This window comes from Candidatus Fokinia cryptica (assembly GCF_034359305.1).
Classification (GTDB): Bacteria; Pseudomonadota; Alphaproteobacteria; order Rickettsiales; family Midichloriaceae; genus Fokinia; species Fokinia crypta.
In genome coordinates, this window is record NZ_CP110343.1 from 201,033 (window position 1) to 218,261 (window position 17,229).

At 33.0% G+C, this 17,229-nt stretch carries 12 protein-coding genes; 7 read left to right on the forward strand and 5 right to left on the reverse strand.

Annotated elements, in window-relative coordinates:
• Window positions 1-23 precede the first annotated feature (23 nt).
• Entirely contained in the window at window positions 24-998 is a 975-nt protein-coding gene (locus Fokcrypt_RS00990; protein WP_323722344.1) for an ACP S-malonyltransferase, read from the forward strand.
• Window positions 999-1,088: 90 nt separating this feature from the next.
• Here Fokcrypt_RS00990 and Fokcrypt_RS00995 read toward each other — a convergent pair whose 3' ends face one another.
• The 3 genes from Fokcrypt_RS00995 to rplF all read right to left on the reverse strand — a co-directional run bounded on the left by Fokcrypt_RS00995 (window position 1,089) and on the right by rplF (window position 2,948).
• Window positions 1,089-1,772, reverse strand: a complete 684-nt coding sequence (locus Fokcrypt_RS00995; protein ID WP_323722345.1) for a cell division protein FtsQ/DivIB — start codon at window positions 1,770-1,772, stop codon at window positions 1,089-1,091.
• A gap of 66 nt (window positions 1,773-1,838) precedes the next feature.
• Window positions 1,839-2,402: an elongation factor P gene (locus Fokcrypt_RS01000; protein WP_323722346.1), complete on the reverse strand. Its 564-nt coding sequence runs from the start codon at window positions 2,400-2,402 to the stop codon at window positions 1,839-1,841.
• Window positions 2,403-2,414: 12 nt separating this feature from the next.
• On the reverse strand, window positions 2,415-2,948 hold the full coding sequence (gene rplF, locus Fokcrypt_RS01005) for a 50S ribosomal protein L6 (RefSeq protein ID WP_323722347.1): 534 nt from the start codon (window positions 2,946-2,948) through the stop codon (window positions 2,415-2,417).
• Between the two features lie 159 nt (window positions 2,949-3,107).
• On the opposite strand from rplF, the gene mutS reads away from it, so the two are divergent.
• Together mutS and ftsZ are read left to right on the forward strand one after the other, a co-directional pair.
• A complete protein-coding gene (gene mutS, locus Fokcrypt_RS01010) occupies window positions 3,108-5,558 on the forward strand; it encodes a DNA mismatch repair protein MutS (RefSeq protein ID WP_323722348.1) in 2,451 nt (816 codons plus the stop codon).
• Between the two features lie 118 nt (window positions 5,559-5,676).
• A complete protein-coding gene (gene ftsZ, locus Fokcrypt_RS01015; RefSeq protein ID WP_323722349.1) occupies window positions 5,677-7,188 on the forward strand; it encodes a cell division protein FtsZ in 1,512 nt (503 codons plus the stop codon).
• Window positions 7,189-7,263: 75 nt separating this feature from the next.
• Here the strand turns inward: ftsZ and ligA are convergent, their stop codons facing one another.
• A complete protein-coding gene (gene ligA, locus Fokcrypt_RS01020) occupies window positions 7,264-9,120 on the reverse strand; it encodes an NAD-dependent DNA ligase LigA (protein ID WP_323722350.1) in 1,857 nt (618 codons plus the stop codon).
• 206 nt (window positions 9,121-9,326) lie between these two features.
• Between ligA and tgt the strand changes: the two genes are divergently transcribed.
• From tgt to tyrS, 4 genes are all read left to right on the forward strand, one after another.
• Window positions 9,327-10,382 (forward strand): tRNA guanosine(34) transglycosylase Tgt, encoded by a 1,056-nt coding sequence (tgt, locus tag Fokcrypt_RS01025; RefSeq protein ID WP_323722518.1) that lies wholly within the window; start codon window positions 9,327-9,329, stop codon window positions 10,380-10,382.
• A 124-nt stretch (window positions 10,383-10,506) separates the two neighbouring features.
• The gene (recD2, locus tag Fokcrypt_RS01030; protein ID WP_323722351.1) at window positions 10,507-12,612 is read left to right on the forward strand and encodes an SF1B family DNA helicase RecD2; all 2,106 of its coding nucleotides are present in this window, start codon (window positions 10,507-10,509) and stop codon (window positions 12,610-12,612) included.
• Window positions 12,593-13,579: a 4-hydroxy-3-methylbut-2-enyl diphosphate reductase gene (gene ispH, locus Fokcrypt_RS01035; RefSeq protein ID WP_323722352.1), complete on the forward strand. Its 987-nt coding sequence runs from the start codon at window positions 12,593-12,595 to the stop codon at window positions 13,577-13,579. The genes recD2 and ispH overlap by 20 nt, the downstream gene beginning before the upstream one ends.
• Window positions 13,576-14,832, forward strand: coding sequence for a tyrosine--tRNA ligase (tyrS, locus tag Fokcrypt_RS01040; protein ID WP_323722353.1), 1,257 nt, complete (start codon window positions 13,576-13,578; stop codon window positions 14,830-14,832). The genes ispH and tyrS overlap by 4 nt, the downstream gene beginning before the upstream one ends.
• 147 nt (window positions 14,833-14,979) lie before the next feature.
• Here the strand turns inward: tyrS and Fokcrypt_RS01045 are convergent, their stop codons facing one another.
• Window positions 14,980-17,190: a VirB4 family type IV secretion/conjugal transfer ATPase gene (locus Fokcrypt_RS01045; protein WP_323722354.1), complete on the reverse strand. Its 2,211-nt coding sequence runs from the start codon at window positions 17,188-17,190 to the stop codon at window positions 14,980-14,982.
• Window positions 17,191-17,229: the final 39 nt, after the last annotated feature.

Genomic DNA, 17,229 nt, shown 5'->3' on the forward strand with positions numbered 1-17,229 from the left:
ATTTAACAAAATTTAAGAAGAAAGTGGCTAAAAATATCGTTTTGCTATTTCCAGGTCAGGGCTCACAATATGTAAAAATGGGGCAAGATTTGTATGAAAAGTTTTCAGTTGCAAGGGAAGTTTTTGAAGAAGTGGATGATGCATTAGAAATGAAACTTACTGATATTATCTTTGGAGATGATATAGAATCGCTTACTACTACATATAATGCACAGCCTTCTATAATGGCTATGTCAATGGCAATTATACGTATCATTAAAAAAGAAATGAAAAAGAAGTTTTATAATAATGTTAATGTTGTAGCTGGTCATTCACTAGGAGAATATTCAGCGCTTTGTGCTATAGACGGTATTAATCTTCGAGATACCGCTAAGCTCTTATTTATGAGGGGGAAAATCATGCATGATACAGCGAAATCATCTACGGGTGGAATGATCGCATTACTTGGATGTTATGATATTTCGATAGTAAAGAAGATTATAGAGTCAGTTAAGCAGTACTGTAGTAGTGATAGTATATGTGAGATTGCGAATGATAATGGTGCTGGACAAGTAATACTTAGTTGTACTGGAGATGCATTAGATAAAGCTTCTGTTATAGCTTCAGGAGTTGGTATTAGAAAAATTATGAAGTTGAATGTTAATATTCCATTTCATTCTTCTATAATGAAGGAAGCTGCCTCATGTTTTGTAGAATATTTGGATGCAATTGATATTAGAGATGTAGATATTCCAATAGTAATGAATTACGATGCAAAAGCACGTACTGTAGCTAAGGAAATAAGGGGAGCAATGATGTTGCAGATGAACAATTTGGTGAGATGGAGAGAATCTATTGAATGTATACTTGAAACGTATCAACCAAGGTATATTGTGGAAATAGGGCCTAAAAGAGTTTTAGGTGATCTTATATCCAGAATGATACCTTATAATTTAAACGTTAAGATATTTTCTACCAGTACAGTGAAGGAACTTTCAGATTTCTTAGATATCGTTTGATAAGTTAATAGTATATTTCGTGATAAGGCGATTTATTTTTTAGATCGCAAGATGAAAGAGGTTTTTTGACTATCAACTTGGGTAAGTGCGTCATTTTTGATGTACTATTGGAGTCAAAAAAAATTTCTCAGGAAATAAACGGATATCTATTTTTGAATACATTCTCATCATTGAAGAGATGTACGGTTGTAACATAGAAAGTGCTTCTTTAGCGTTTTGTTGTGGTAGCATAATGATTGTGCCATTTTTACATACTACATTCCATCTTCTATTTTCAATTAGATGGAGGTAAAGTATGTGCGACGATATGTGACTGATAGTATCGTAAATTATTTTTGCATTATAGATTTTAAATGCTGCATTTTTGCCATATACTGACAGTTTTATCTCAGAAAATGGTTCATATAAAATTCTATTAGTAGCGTTTTGACTGGATAATATATCTCCGTACTGATCTATGAGAAGGAAAGTTGAAGAATCTAGTGATTCATACCATAACGCAAAAGGCTTTCTTTTTTCAGCTGATATAACAGCAGTATTATTAACAGAAACTTTCACTGATATACTTTCCAATAATGTACTTTGAGATGTTAATGTATAGTAAATTTGATACGCAGATGGATGCGTATTACGAAAATTTTCCTCAACGATCTTTTGAAGATATCTTGAAAGCTTTTTATCGCTTGAAAAAACAACTGCACTAAAACAGCAGTCATATACTATCTTTTTATGAAATACGGCGAAGAGAATAAATGCCGAAGCGGCGTAAGCCACAAAAAATAGGAAGTAGCCTGCAAACAGGCAATATATTTTTTCATAAAATGTGTATCTCATTTTAAGTTAGATTCTTTCTAGGTATATATCATCTTCTGTTCTTATACGTACTTCATCTCCATTTTTTATAAATTGGGGCACCATTATCTTGATAGAATTATTGACAATAGCTGGTTTATATGAGCTTGTTACAGTTTGTCCTTTAATGGATTCTTCACATTCCGTAACGGTAGCAACTACTGATTCTGGTAAATTGCACGAGACTATATTTCCTTCATATTTCTGCATTTTTATTATCATACTTTCTCGTAGATAACCAACTTTTTCTTTACCGATCATATCTTCATGTACCGTAATTTGCTCATAACTTACAAAATTGATAAAGAACAAACTTTCTGCAATTCTGTAAAGAAATTGATATTCCTCATCTTCAATGTAGGCTTTTTCAACACTTTCGCTTGTCCTGAAACGTATATTTTTTTTTGTGCTATCTACAACATCTTTTATCTCAGTTTGCATGTAAGCACCACCTTTCCCAGGTTGCACATGCATTATTTTGATGACCCTCATCAGCTTTTTCTCATATAGCAAGATATCGCCTACCCTAATATCTACAGCGGAGATTTTCATAGTGTCATAAAACTATTTCTTCTTACCTTCCTTCATGATAATACGTTCTCCAGCATATCTTACTCCTTTACCTTGATAAGGCTCAGGAGGTCTGAGTTTCCTAATTTCTGATGCAATTTCTCCTACTACTTGCTTATTGATTCCACTAATCACTATCTCCGTTGGTGTTGGAGTTTCAATATTAACATTGCTAGGAATTCCGTAAAAGACTGGATGACTGAACCTTAATTCCAAAACTAATATTTTGCCTCGTATAGCAGCTTTATATCCAGTACCAACTAACTCTAATTTCTTACTAAAGCCAGTGTTTACACCCTGTATCATATTATTAACAACGTTTCTTGCGGTACCCCACATCGATCTACCGAACTTCTCTTCACTATTTGTACTTACTGTCAGCAAATTACCATCATAACGGAACTGTACAAGTTCTGGAAAAGAAAACTCAAGCTCACCCTTAGGACCGGAAGCTTTAATATAGCTACCATCTATCTTTAATGATATTCCTGCAGGAACTGTAACAGGCATTTTGCCAACTCTAGACATTCCTATGAAAAAATCTATTTATCTTCGTATGAATAATACATACACGTACTCATATAGAAGATCAATGTATAGACCGTTTTTGAGATAGCAAATTATTTTCTAGTGAAATGATATTTTGCATAATTTTATGCTCATGATAACATTCGAATTGTTAACGAAATGATTAGCAATAAAGCTATGGTTACACCGATGATGATGCAGTATTTCGCCATCAAGAAAGCTAATAATGAATATATGCTCTTTTACAGAATGGGTGATTTTTATGAATTATTTTTCGAAGATGCAGTTATTGCTGCAAAAGTACTCAATATAGTACTTACAAAGCGTGGTAAGTGCGACGAAATTGATGTACCGATGTGCGGTGTTCCATATCATTCAAGCAGTTTTTATATACAGAAGTTACTTAAAGCTGGTTATAAGGTAGCTATTTGTGAACAATTAGAGACTGCTGAGGAAGCTAAAAAAAGAGGTATGAAAACTCTTGTAAAGAGAGAAATTGTGAGGGTGATCACCCAAGGTACTTTTTTCGAAGAAGAAATGGAAAATGATGTGACACATAAGTACATTGCATCTGTTCATTTATGTAAGCATGGTGGTAATAGCGATGAAGGATTTTGTTTAGCTGTTCTTGATCTTAGTACTGTTGATTTTTCTATTATTAAAGGTCAGAGAAAGGATTTTATGAATTACTTGTATGAATTTAGAATTATAGAATTACTGTGTGCAGATAAAGTTGCAGAAAAATGTGAATGGATACGAGAAGCATTGCATCTTTATAGTTCTAATAAAGTCATTACCAGAAGACCTGATGTTTTATTTAGCTATAACAGAGCAATAGAAGTTATGAAGGACGTATATAATCTTCCTACCGTATCTTCTTCTTTCGGTTTTGATGAACATGAGATTATTGCTATAGGTGTGCTACTGGAATATATCAAATTCACTCAAAAAGAACATATACCGCAACTAAATTTACCAAAAAAAAGAGATGATAACATTTTTGTAAAAATAGACGTTGCAACGAGAAAGCATTTAGAGATAGAAGATAGTGTCAATGAGGGTAATACGTTGTTTTCTGTAATAGATTATACTGTTTCTAGCATCGGAAAGCGTCTTCTAAAAACTTATCTTAGAACAGTATCGAAGGAACTTCATGTAATTAATGCTCGTTTAGATGTAGTAGAAGTGTTCCTGGAAAACGTGGAAGCAACCAATAATATCAGAGGATTATTAAAGCAAATGACAGATATTGAGAGGGTAGCTACTAGGATAACAGCTGGTAGATGTGCTGTAAAAGATTTTATGAGTATGCGTGATGGTTTGAGTGTAGCTCTGCAAATTTTTCATTACGTAGAAAGAGAGGAGTTATCCAAGAAAATTAGAGTAATAATGGAAGAAATGATATCATTCGATGATTTATTGAATATTCTGAATAGTGCTCTTACTCAGGTAGTATTGGAAGTTACTGATCACAGTTCATTTGTAAAAAGAGGATATCATGCTCCACTGGATGCTTTGTATGATTTGAGAAATAACGCAAGTAATAAAATCGATGATTTAAGGAGAAAATATGTTCAATTAACCGGTATTAGTAACTTGAAAATCTCCAAAAGTAACATTTACGGCTATTGTGTTGATATCACTTTGTCTCAGTCTAGTAAGATTTCTGGTACTATGTTTGTAAAAAAGCATACACTTACAAATGTTGTGCGCTATAAAACTGCTGAATTAGAGGAATTAGAGATAGAAATTCTTAGTGTGCAAAGCAAGATTGATGCTATGGAGAAAGAGATATTTGAAAATATACGTTTAGCAATTACGGACAGAATTGATTATATAGCGGTGTGTATTTCAGTTATTGGAAAGATCGATGTAATGACGTCCTTTGCATTTTTAGCAAAATGCAGAAATTATGTCAGACCGACTATGATAAATGATTTTGATTTACTAATTTATGATGGAAAGCATCCAGTATTGGATGTTCTTCTAGCTGAGAATTGTACTTCAAATCACTGTATTTTCGATGAGAATACTAATTTCCAAATTATTACTGGAGCTAATATGGCCGGTAAAAGTACATTTTTACGGCAAAATGCACTTATTGTCATTATGGCTCAAATAGGCTGTTTTATACCAGCTAAAAGTGCTGTAATAGGACTTGTAGATAGTATTATGTCAAGAATAGGAGCGAGTGATAATATTGCAAATGGAGAATCTACATTTATGGTAGAAATGCTAGAGACAGCACGTATATTGCAAAATGCATCTCAAAGATCTTTTATATTACTCGATGAAGTAGGGCGTGGTACATCTGCTAGGGAAGGTATGGCCATTGCTAGAGCTATAACAGAACATATACACGGAAAGATAGGAGCTAAAACTATATTCGCTACTCATTATCATGAATTGGGAGAATTAGAAAAAATTCTGGAAAAGGCAAGATCTTATAAAATGGATGTAACAGAATGTAATAATAAAATAGTATTTATGCATAAAATATCAGAGGGTATCGCACAACATTCGTATGCATTACATATAGCAAGACTTGCTGGTATACCGAAATCTGTGATAGAGAGAGCAACGGAAATTTATGAAAAATCATCAGTATAAAGATAAGAGTATCAAAGTACGATATTTGAGATTGCAATTTTTTGTGTTTTTTGTAACATTTCAGATATAATAAAGTTCGATATATACCATGAACTCAAACATTCGTAGAACCTCTTCGTTGAGCAAAAAAATAGAAAATTCTGATAGTGGCTTTAAGCTTGATGACAAGATTTTGGTACTTGGTATCGGAGGTGCTGGCAGTAATGCTGTAGAAAGAATGCTTGATGCGGAGATACCTGGTATAGAATTTTGCATAGCAAATACTGATGCACAAGCATTACAAACGTCGAAATGTCCTAATCGTATACAATTAGGTCCCGAGATTACTATGGGATTAGGTGCTGGTGCAGATGCTGAAGTTGGAAGAGTATCAGCAGAGGAATCAATGGATGATGTACAAAATATACTTAACGGTGTTCGTTTGTTATTTATAGTGAGTGGAATGGGTGGTGGGACAGGCACAGGAGCATCTCCAGTAGTGGCTCAGATTGCACATTCTAAAAATATACTCACTGTTGCTATGGTGACGAAACCGTTTGATTTTGAAGGTAGTAGAAGAATGCGGGTTGCAGAGGCTGGTATTGACGCGTTAGAACCGTATGTTAATTCTATGATAGTAATGCCGAATCAGAATGCGTTTAGAATTGCTACGGATAAGACTACTTTTGAAGATGCTTGTGCTCTTTCTGATGAAATCTTGAAACATACATTACGTTCAATAACGGGTCTCATAAAAGAAAAAGGTCTAATTAATTTAGATTTTGCCGACGTGAAGTCTGTAATGTCGTTTAAGGGAAGAGCTATGGTAGGTGTAGGAGAAGCGAGTGGAGAAAATAGAGGTAGTGTTGCGGCGGAACAGGCTATACATAATCCGCTTCTAGATGATACGACGATGGAGCGTGCACAAGGAATACTAGTAAACGTTACTGGAGCGAATAATATGACACTTTTTGAAATAGATGAAGTTGTGAATAGGGTAAAAGAAAGATCTCCAGATGCTTTATTGATTTTTGGTGCGGTGTATAATAACGATAAAAAAGATGTACTTAGCGTAACCGTTATAGCAACCGGATTAGATCATAAGATTGATTTAAAGCAAAAAAGCTCTTCGCAACATGCTAAGTTGAATAATCATAATGTTTCTTGGAATCAGATACAACATGATAGTATTTTCCATAAAACAGATTCGCAACAAAATCTAAAGGTTACAATAGATAGTATTGCGAATAAGTCACACCAGTATGAAGGTGGTGCTGATAGAATTTCAACATCTGAGAGTCACGCTATGTATAATGTGGAGCAACAGCACAATACCAATACTCTTCAAGAGCCGAGTGATAAACATAGTTCTCCTTTACGTAATACGAATAATACTCTGTTTACACCACCTAAAAAGTATGAATTATTCAAAAATCTTTCTAGTACTACTCAGAATGAAAAGGAGAGTGATGAAAGAAAAGTACATACAGAAAAAGAGGTGGAAAGTAGTACAAATAACTTTGATGAGAAAGAGCCTGAGAAAAATGATTTTGATTCCATAAAAAGAATGGAAGAGATATCTGTGTCAGATGCTCGTCCCAGAAAGAAAGACTTCTTTGATATACCTTCGTTTTTGCGTAGGAAAAAGTAATTGCTAGAGTATTACTGAGAATAGTAGCGTCATTTAATTTCTATACTTTACTTACTATATTTTGTTTTTTTTATATCAATTCAGCTTTATGATCTCTAACAGTGATGTAATAAGTTTTAAATTCCTTTGATCGGTGAAAAAATCCTCTATAGAATTAATCGTTTTTTTACCTATTCCTTTCATACTTATTAATTCACCTTCTGCAATTGCTTTCATTATTTCATTTAATGAAGAATATTGAGAAGCGATAATTTTTGCAGTTTCCTTGCCGATATGTGGAATACAAAGTGAAAATATAAAGTGAGAAAATGTCACATTATAAGATTTCTTTATGGAATATATAAGATTCTGAACGCTTTCTTCTTGCCAACCGCTCAGTTGCAATATACTTTCCACTTTTGACGTATCAGTTGCGATTTTCAGTATATCGGTAAAGTCTTTTATAATACCAGCTTGATGCAATTGCTTTATTTGTTTTTTACCAATTCCTCCTATATTCATACAATCTTTACTTACAAAATGTATCATCATTTGTATAATCCTTTCGGGACATGAGTTGTTTGAGCAAGTCAATGATGCATCCGTTTCACTCACCAGTGAACTTTTACAGAATGGGCATTTTGTTATGCTTTGAAATTTAGATAGTTCTTGTTTTGTATTTCTTTCGGAATATAGTACATCGCAAATGCATGGTATTACGCCACCAGACTTTTTAATGGTGATGATATCTCCTATTCTAATATCGCGTTTTGCGATTTCTGCAAAATTGTGCAAGGTTGCTTTTGTAATAGTTGTACCTGTTATTGTTACTGCTTCAATTATTGCAATTGGTGTAAGATTTCCATATTTTCCCATTTGTATCACTATGTCCAATAGTTTTGTTTTATAAGAATCCGATGAGAATTTGTATGCTATTGCACCTCTAGGTGCTGTAGCAGTATATCCTAGTTCATCTTGTACTCTAAGGTTATTTACTTTACACACTATCCCATCTGCATTATATGAGATCTTTCCGTTATTTTGTGAAACAAGAATATTATTATAAAAATCCTGCACTTCATCCATATTATTCGCAATTTTGAATTCTGAAATAATGTTAAATCCTACTTTGTTTAGATATTCTCTTACTTCAGTGTAATGCATTTTTTCCTCATGCAACGTACTGCTACCCCATACTCGATATGATAGCATTTTATCATACTTTAGTCTGTTCTTTAACTGCCTTAATATTCCTGATGCTGCATTTCTCGTTGTAGAAAAAGGCTTTTCTCCGTTTTTTTTCAGAAAATCATTAATTTCTTCGAAAATGCTATTATGTATAAAAATTTCTCCTCGCACTTCAAATTCTTGGTAATTAAGAGCTTCAATGCCATCTAATGATAAAGGGAATTCTGCAATTAAATCTACATTTCTTGTGACGTCTTCTCCATTCATTCCATCACCTCTAGTAAGAATATGTATTAATTTTCCATCTTTATATAATGCACTAAATGACAAGCCATCTATTTTCGTTTCACAACATATAGGATATAGCAGAGCAGTATCTTGAGAGCTTTTTTTTAATATCGAAGCTATTCTTTGCAACCATTCACTCAATTCTTTGGGATCAAATACATTATTTAATGAATACATTTGTTTGGTATGAGATTTTTTCTGAAATCCTTTATTTGTAAGAAATCCTATTGTATTCATGACTCCATTATCATACATCTCTTTTATCATTTCTTTGTAATCTGCTCTTAAACTCGAAACTTCTGGCACTTCATCAAGCATTTTGAACAGCATCTCGTAGTAATGAGTTAATTTCTTTTTCTTTTCATCATACTCGATATCGGAAATAAGTGATTTGTTCTGCACGTAGTATGCTCTGTTATATTTTCTGAGTTCTTTTTCTAATTTTTTTACTACTTCTATTAAAGGTATGAGACTCATAATGCATACTAAAGCTTATTAATAGAAATAAAACATGATTATTTGTAATTCTTTTATCAAGATACCTCATGCTGTTATTGATACAGTTCACATCATATGTAATAACATGATCATTCGTAAAATCATAAACCTAATTTAGAGTAGTGTTGAATTTCTCAATCTTTCGTAAAAGTGAAAGTAATAGGTTACAAAGAAATGGTTGTACTCTGAAACTTAATGGAGATACCGTATATCTTAAGCGAGGTAAGGCAAGAGTTGGAAGAATAGAAACTGCTCATGGAATAATAGAAACTCCGTGTTTTATGCCAGTGGGAACTAAGGGTACCGTAAAAGGTCTTAAAAAAGAAGATATAGAAGCAACTGGTGCTCAAATTATACTTGCTAATACCTATCATATGATGTTGCAACCTTCTGCTGAAAGAGTCCAAGAATTTGGCGGATTGCATAAATTTATGCACTGGGATAAGCCTATACTTACTGATTCTGGAGGTTTTCAAATTATGTCACTAAGCAAATTATGTAAGCTTACTGATGATGCTGCAATATTTAGATCTCACATTGATGGTACACAATACGTTTTAACACCAGCTCGCTCAATAGAAATTCAATACATGCTTGGTAGTGATATTACTATGGTGTTAGATCAATGTATTCATAATCCCGCAACATATCAGGTAGCAGAAGCTGCAATGAATCGTTCTACTAAGTGGGCTGAGCTTTCTAAACAGTCATATAAACCACGTAAAGGATACGGCATTTTTGGGATAGTGCAAGGAGGTTTATATGAAGATTTAAGAAGAGAATCTGCAAAGCAACTTGTAAATATAGGATTTGATGGATATGCAGTAGGAGGATTAGCTGTTGGCGAAAGTCAGGAAGAGATGTTTTCTGTATTGGATTACGCTGTAGAGTGTTTGCCAGAAGATAAACCAAGATATTTAATGGGCGTTGGAACTCCTGCCGATATTATTGGAGCGGTAGAAAGAGGAATAGATATGTTTGATTGCGTAATGCCAAGTAGGTGTGGTAGGAACGGGAGGGCTTTTACCAGTATGGGGCAACTTAATATTAGGAATGCGAGATATGCATCAGATCGTGGCAATCTCGATCTGGAATGTAATTGTTATACATGTATGCATTACACAAACGGGTACTTACACCATCTTTTTAAAGCGAAGGAAATGCTTGGCGGAATATTATTAACGATACATAATTTGCACTATTACAATGCTCTTATGAGTAGTATCAGAGAGCATATATGAAGTAAAAAATTAATATATCAGCTAATTCACTCTTGTGAGAGTGATACATTTTGCTAAACTGATGCTAGGCAAGTGATGAAAAATTGATATGCTTGTGATACTTTAACCGATTCGTAAAACAAGTATGTTTTCAATACCACGTAGAGAAATAAAATCTGACTCTTCGGTGAAGATATATCTATGTTCTGGCATACTAAAAAGTGTCGGTACACAGATTGGACAGAAGATATACGAAATCTTTAGTGAAGAGAGTTTGAAGATAATAGAGTTCAATTATGAAAAATTAACTGTAGTGCCGAGGATTAGCCTAAGTAAAGCAAAAATTATACATGATTGTTTTATGGAAAATAAGCATGAATACGAAAGAGTAGTGTTTTTTCATCGGTATGGTATTCCTCCGTATATTGGATCAAAAATCATTCAGAGATATGGAGCGAATTGTGAAAAAGTAATTTCAGAAAATCCTTATAGACTTGCAAGAGAAATTAAAGGTGTTGGTTTTTTGAGTGCTGATAAGATAGCTGGGAATTTTGGAATTGCTAAGAATTCTAAAGAAAGAATAATGGCAGGTATTATTCATACGATATCTGAATTTGGACTTGAAGGTTCTTCTGGGGTAAATGTTAATACTTTAGTAAACAAGAGTACTGCAACTTTAGATGTATCTTCTGAAGAAGTTCTTTCAGCGCTCATGACTTTACTAAAGGAGAAGCAACTTTTTCTATTTGAGTATTCATTTTATTCCAGTGGTAAAAAAATAGAAGATGAAGCTGAATTTAAGCGGCATCTATATGATACCGGAAATGATGTGCAAAGTATTATAATGCTTCCCGTATACTACCATATGGAGAATGGGATAGCTCGCAGGCTTGTACAGATTGCTCGTAGTAATGTGAAAAATAGGATGCAGAGTTTGGATGTAGAAGAAGGATTAGATTTTATATCGAAAGCATTTAATGTACAGCTATCAGATGGGCAAAAGGATGCTTTCAAGAATATATTTGAACATAGACTTTCTATTGTTACGGGAGGACCTGGTACTGGTAAGACTCAACTTATTTTTTCCGTTATTAAAGCAGCTAAGCAACAGGTATCTGATATAAAAATAAAGCTTGTAGCTCCAACCGGTAAAGCAGCTAAGAGGATAACAGAATCTTCAGGTGAAAATGCTACTACAATTCATAGATTACTCGAATTCGATCCTTTGGTTGGTGCTTTCAAATATAACGAGGAGAAACAATTGAGATGTGATTTAATCATAGTAGACGAAAGCTCAATGGTAGATATAAGACTGATGTATGCTCTATTAAAAGCAGTTTCACCGGATACTACTGTAGTATTTGTAGGAGACGTAGAACAGCTACCATCAGTAGGAGCAGGTCAAGTTTTGAATGATATGATTACATCTAATGTGATAAAAGTTGCTTATCTGGAGAAAATTTTCAGACAAGTAGAACATAGTAAGATAGTACAATATGCTCACATGATCAAAAACGGTACGGTGCCGAGCTTTCAAGCTGGTACTGCGGTATGTCAGGGTGGTGATGTAGTATTTTTTGAAGAAGAATTTCCAGAAAATATACCGAATACGGTAGTGAATTTAATTCAAGGCAATATGTTACGCCTTTTATTTAAACTGGAAGATAGTGATGAAATGAGGAAACAAAATTTCAGGTATATTATAGATAATGTTCAAGTTATATCTCCAATGCAAAAAGGAGAAGCTGGGGTACGAGCCCTCAATGTAGTTATGCAGGAAAAATTGAATCGGACGCAGGAATACGTAAAAGGATTAAATTATACGTATAAAGTTGGAGATAAAGTGATGCAAATAGAAAATAATTATAACAAAAAAGTATTTAATGGAGAGATAGGGGTGGTCGAAGAGATAGATGCACAACAAAAAGAAGTTCGTGTGCTATTTGAGGAAAGAGGGAAGGTTACTTATAAAAGGGCAGAGTTAGAACAACTTAGTCTTGCTTATGCAATTACAATACATAAATCTCAAGGTTCAGAGTATAGAGCTGCAATTATACCTGTTATGATGCAACATCACGTTATGCTAGAAAGGAGATTGATATATACTGCACTTACTAGGGTAAAGGATATAGCGATTTTTGTAGGACAGAAGAGAGCATTCGCGATTGGGGTAAAACGTGCTGATGCAGCTAAAAGATATACGGCTTTAAGATATATATTGCAGTCCTTTGATGATAGGAAAAGTTGTTAATAAAGTAATTCTTGCACGACCGAGTGGATTTTGTGCAGGTGTAAGAAGAGCGGTAGAGATATTAGATAAATGTTTAGAGATGTATGGAACACCATTATATGTAAAGCATAAAATTGTTCATAATCAGAGAGTTGTTGCTGATATGGAAAAGAGGGGAGTAATTTTTGTAGAAAATATAGAGGAAGTACCATATAGCTCGAATGTTGTATTTTCTGCTCATGGTGTCAGTAAAGAAGTTGAAAAGAAAGCTGAAGAGAGAAAGTTACGTATTATCGATGCGACGTGCCCATTAGTGAAGAAAGTTCATAAAAAGGTAGAGAAAATATCAAATTCCGAAACATATGAGCTAATAGTAATAGGATCTGCTAAGCATCCAGAAATTATAGGTACTATAGGTCGTATACCAGAGTATGTACGTTATCATATAATATCTTCTATAGATGATGCAAAAAGCCTCAGTATAAGTAATACAAATGTGCGATATATTACCCAAACTACTCTTAGTTTGGATGAAACTCAAGAAATAGTGAAGATTTTGGAAAAACGTTTTTCTAGTGTGGAAAAAGAACAAGGTGTAGATATATGCTATGCAACACAAAATAGACAAGATGGAGTGAAAAAACTTATAGAAGTTGTAGATGTGATTCTTGTTATAGGTTCTGCTATTAGCTCTAATTCCAATAGTTTAGTGAAGGTAGGTTCATACTATAATAAAAAGACATTTCTCATTGATTCACTTGAGAGATTAGAAGCTCTTTACGATACGATTTTATATATAAGAAAATGTATGAATAAACCGATAGATATAGGAATTACCGCAGGGGCATCTACACCTGACGTAACTATTGCGGAGATAGTAAACAGTTTGCAGAAACGATATAAAGGAGTAAAATACGAAGAATTGGATGTTCATAGTGAGGATGGTATCATATTTAAAATATCGCATAAATTTTATAATTCAAAATGAATGACCTTATCTTATCTTTAGAGAAACGTGGATTCATATATCAATCTACCGATCTTGGTGCTACTAAAGATCTTTTTTCAGAATCTATTGCTACTGGATACATAGGATTTGATTGTACAGCAAAGTCATTGCACATAGGTAGTTTGGTGCAATTAATGCTGTTGTCACATGTTAGAAATGCAGGACATAATGTGATAATAGTACTAGGCACCGCAACGACTTTGATTGGTGATCCTTCTGATAAAACAGAGATGAGGCGTATGATGTCATATGAGGAAATTCTTAGTAATAAACACTCTATCAGAGCCAATCTTCTTCGTTTTTTTGGGATAGATGAAGAAAGAGATGGTATTTTCCGGCAAAAAGATAAAGGCGATCTCATTATAGTAGATAATAGAGATTGGTTAATTGATGTGAGATATATAGAATTTTTGAGAGATTATGGAAAATATGTTTCAGTTAATAGAATGCTTTCGTTTGAACATGTAAAAAGAAGACTTGAGATGGAACAACCGCTCTCATTTCTTGAATTTAATTACATGTTATTACAAGCATATGATTTTCTGGAATTGAATAAGAAGTACGATTGTAAGGTACAATTCGGTGGTTCAGAGCAGTGGGGTAACATTATTGCAGGGATAGAGCTTGCGAAAAAAGTTTCTGGCATTAGCACCATGTACGGTATTACAACTCCACTTATTACTAATGCTAGTGGTGCAAAGATGGGTAAAACTGCAGAAGGAGCTGTATGGTTGAATAGTGATATGAAGAGTCCATATGATTTTTGGCAATTTTGGAGAAGTGTAGATGATAAAGATGTGAAAAAATTTATGCAGTTATATACTTATATGAGTTTAGAGGAAATATCTGAAATTTGTGATGCTAATGATGTAAATCAACAAAAAATCTTACTTGCAAATGCAGTTACCACAATATGTCATGGTGCAGAAGAAGCTAGAAAAGCCCATGAAAAAGCTTTAGCTATATATGAAAAAAAGAATTTCGATGATGTGCAAAGTTTTAAGATAGATTTTTCTGAAAATGAAAGCATTCCATTGTGTAACGTGATGGCCTCAATTGGTATAACGTCATCTATAGGGGAGGCTAAGAGACTCATCGGAGGAGGAGGAGTAAAGATAAATAATATTACCGTTAAAGATGAGTTGTATAATTTGCTAAAAAAACATGTGATAGAAGAGAAGTGCATTCTTTCTGTAGGAAAGAAACGCTATTTCAAATTGATAGTAAATTGAAGTGTATTGCATTCATTATTAGATAGTATTTTTACTTTTATTTAATATAATGTATTGAATTATCAAGATAATTTTGTTATTATGATAAATGTGCTGATCACGAGGACTTATATCGATATTTTTCCAGTCTCTACGTGATCACACTTCCTATTTTCCAATATTAATTGTTGAAAACGTTAACATATCATCTTGAATGATGAGTATACTATTTTCTATTTTACTCATATTACGGACTTCTTCTATTGTTTCATTCGTTATACCAAGAGATTGCTTATACTTTTTAGGAAAATGCTCATCTCCTATTAATATTCGCGTTCTGAAAGATTTTATAATAGGATTCTTATTATGAGATGTTCTATATATTGCTTCTTTATTATTTAAATCTCCAATTATAAAAAGATTACATAACATCATTTGCTTTAAAAGGCTTTTTATCATTTCTTCAGCGAATGGATGAGCTAGGAGTGGAGATATTTCTGATATGTACAGTGCTTTTGGTTTTGTATTTTGAGTATGCACATTACATAATTCACTTAGTATCACGTAGAAAAATATGAACCCTACAGTACTATTTTCTGATAGTAACGATTGTGGTATTTCAAACGTTGTTGTGTTTCCGGTAGCAATTTGCTCAGTAATATCTTTCATTAAAGTGTAGTACTCTAAAAGCTTTAAATAGCATCTTTTAGTGCTTTCATTCATTTCGTCTATCAGTTTACGTAAATTGTATTCTTGAGTGGTAGCAGAGATTGCGATGTGTATTTGTTTTATTGCATCATTTTGAGTATCACCATCATAAAGATCTACATTCTGAAATATCAAAGAAATAACTGATTCTAAGTAATCACCTTGGAAATATCTTTTTATTAATTCGATTATCTGTGAGTGCGCCACTTTACTACTTGTATATTTTTTTTCACTAAAGGACATCGAAAATGATTCGATTTTATTGTTTGCGATATATTCTTTTATCAGATCTTTTAAGTTTGAATCGTTAATTGCAGTTGGTGATTTTATAATGGCTGTATGCTTTACTTTATTGCACGATAGTATGTCAAAGAAAAATGGCTGTTGTGTTTTAATATTCTTCAAAATTGCTAATGGAGCTCCGAATCTTGTACCGTTATAATTTCCAACTCTTTGTGATATTGTATTGCCTAATAATATAGAGTTGCTAATAGGGCTGAAATTCGCTCTGTGTAAATAATGTGAATTTCCAGGAAAATAAGAAAGAAAATTGCTTACATTATATAAATCTTCCTTTAGAGTTGTTACTCCTAATTGTGCAAGTTTAGTATGAATTTTTGTAAGCTTTTCTTGTAATTCTTCTTTGCTTTCTCCATGTGCAACAATAGTAATTTGAATCATGCAGCATCCACCTTTATCTTGTATTTCATCTATAGTTTGATTGATAGATGATATTTCCATCATCTTTGTAGATTGTGTGATTTTGTAAAGATTCTGTAAATTTGTTAGAAAAGTTGAATATTCTTGATGCTGTTCCGGAAAAATTAGTCTTTCACAAATGATAAAATTTGTATCTATTTCTAAAATTGTATTAACATGCTCTCGATGTAACGGATATGGATATTTGAAATTGAGAGTTGATACGAATCTCTTTTGAAAAATATCAGATTCAATTACAATATAATCTAAATGATCGCTAATCTTGGCTTGATTGTCATACAATATATCATTGTATTCGAGATAATGTGGAATATGTTGAGAAGTTAATAGATAATTAAAAAAAGTTATTAATTCAGACTCTTGATAATTATCATGCTGTTTTAGTTTTAATTTTTTAGGCTTATAAAGCGATACCGTTTCTACAAGTTTTGACACTACTTCGGAAAATTGTTTATATTGTCGCTCAAATTCTTCTGTTACAGTTTTCTTATATAGGAATAGTTTTGCCCTATTTATAAATTTGTTGGTACTGAAAACGTTTCTAATGCCTTTATGTACTATTACGATGTAGAGATTATTCCATAATGCACGATCAAATTGATTATTTTTACTAATAGTAACGGGAAGTTTAGAATTTGTATTTGAATACACTAGCTTTATTAAATCCTGATAATCTCTTACTAAATAGATATACATAGCAATATTTTTCTTATGCTCTAATTCCATACTATGAAGCATGTTATGTATATAAGTTTTGAAATCTGTTTCTGTTTGTTCAAAGGGAGAAGGTTCTTCTATGCTGATAGCTTGCATCAACTCTCCTTCCTTGGTAATAACAATTTCGTCAGAAATCTGACCAATGATGGAATATAGTTCTTCAAACTTTGATTCTTTTATAGTACCGAAAGCTTTATTCTGCATATTGAGAAGCTTTTTTATATAGGCTGTCATTTTTTTATTGCATGCACAAGAGATTTTGCATCTAATTAT

What these genes read in the sequence shown, in the direction of transcription:
- Fokcrypt_RS01000 (WP_323722346.1), bottom strand. Translation starts at nt 2,402, where the DNA reads ATGAAAATCTCCGCTGTAGATATTAGGGTAGGCGATATCTTGCTATAT.
- rplF (WP_323722347.1), bottom strand. Translation starts at nt 2,948, where the DNA reads ATGTCTAGAGTTGGCAAAATGCCTGTTACAGTTCCTGCAGGAATATCA.
- mutS (WP_323722348.1), top strand. Translation starts at nt 3,108, where the DNA reads ATGATTAGCAATAAAGCTATGGTTACACCGATGATGATGCAGTATTTC.
- ligA (WP_323722350.1), bottom strand. Translation starts at nt 9,120, where the DNA reads ATGAGTCTCATACCTTTAATAGAAGTAGTAAAAAAATTAGAAAAAGAA.
- recD2 (WP_323722351.1), top strand. Translation starts at nt 10,507, where the DNA reads ATGTTTTCAATACCACGTAGAGAAATAAAATCTGACTCTTCGGTGAAG.
- ispH (WP_323722352.1), top strand. Translation starts at nt 12,593, where the DNA reads ATGATAGGAAAAGTTGTTAATAAAGTAATTCTTGCACGACCGAGTGGA.
- tyrS (WP_323722353.1), top strand. Translation starts at nt 13,576, where the DNA reads ATGAATGACCTTATCTTATCTTTAGAGAAACGTGGATTCATATATCAA.
- Fokcrypt_RS01045 (WP_323722354.1), bottom strand. Translation starts at nt 17,190, where the DNA reads ATGACAGCCTATATAAAAAAGCTTCTCAATATGCAGAATAAAGCTTTC.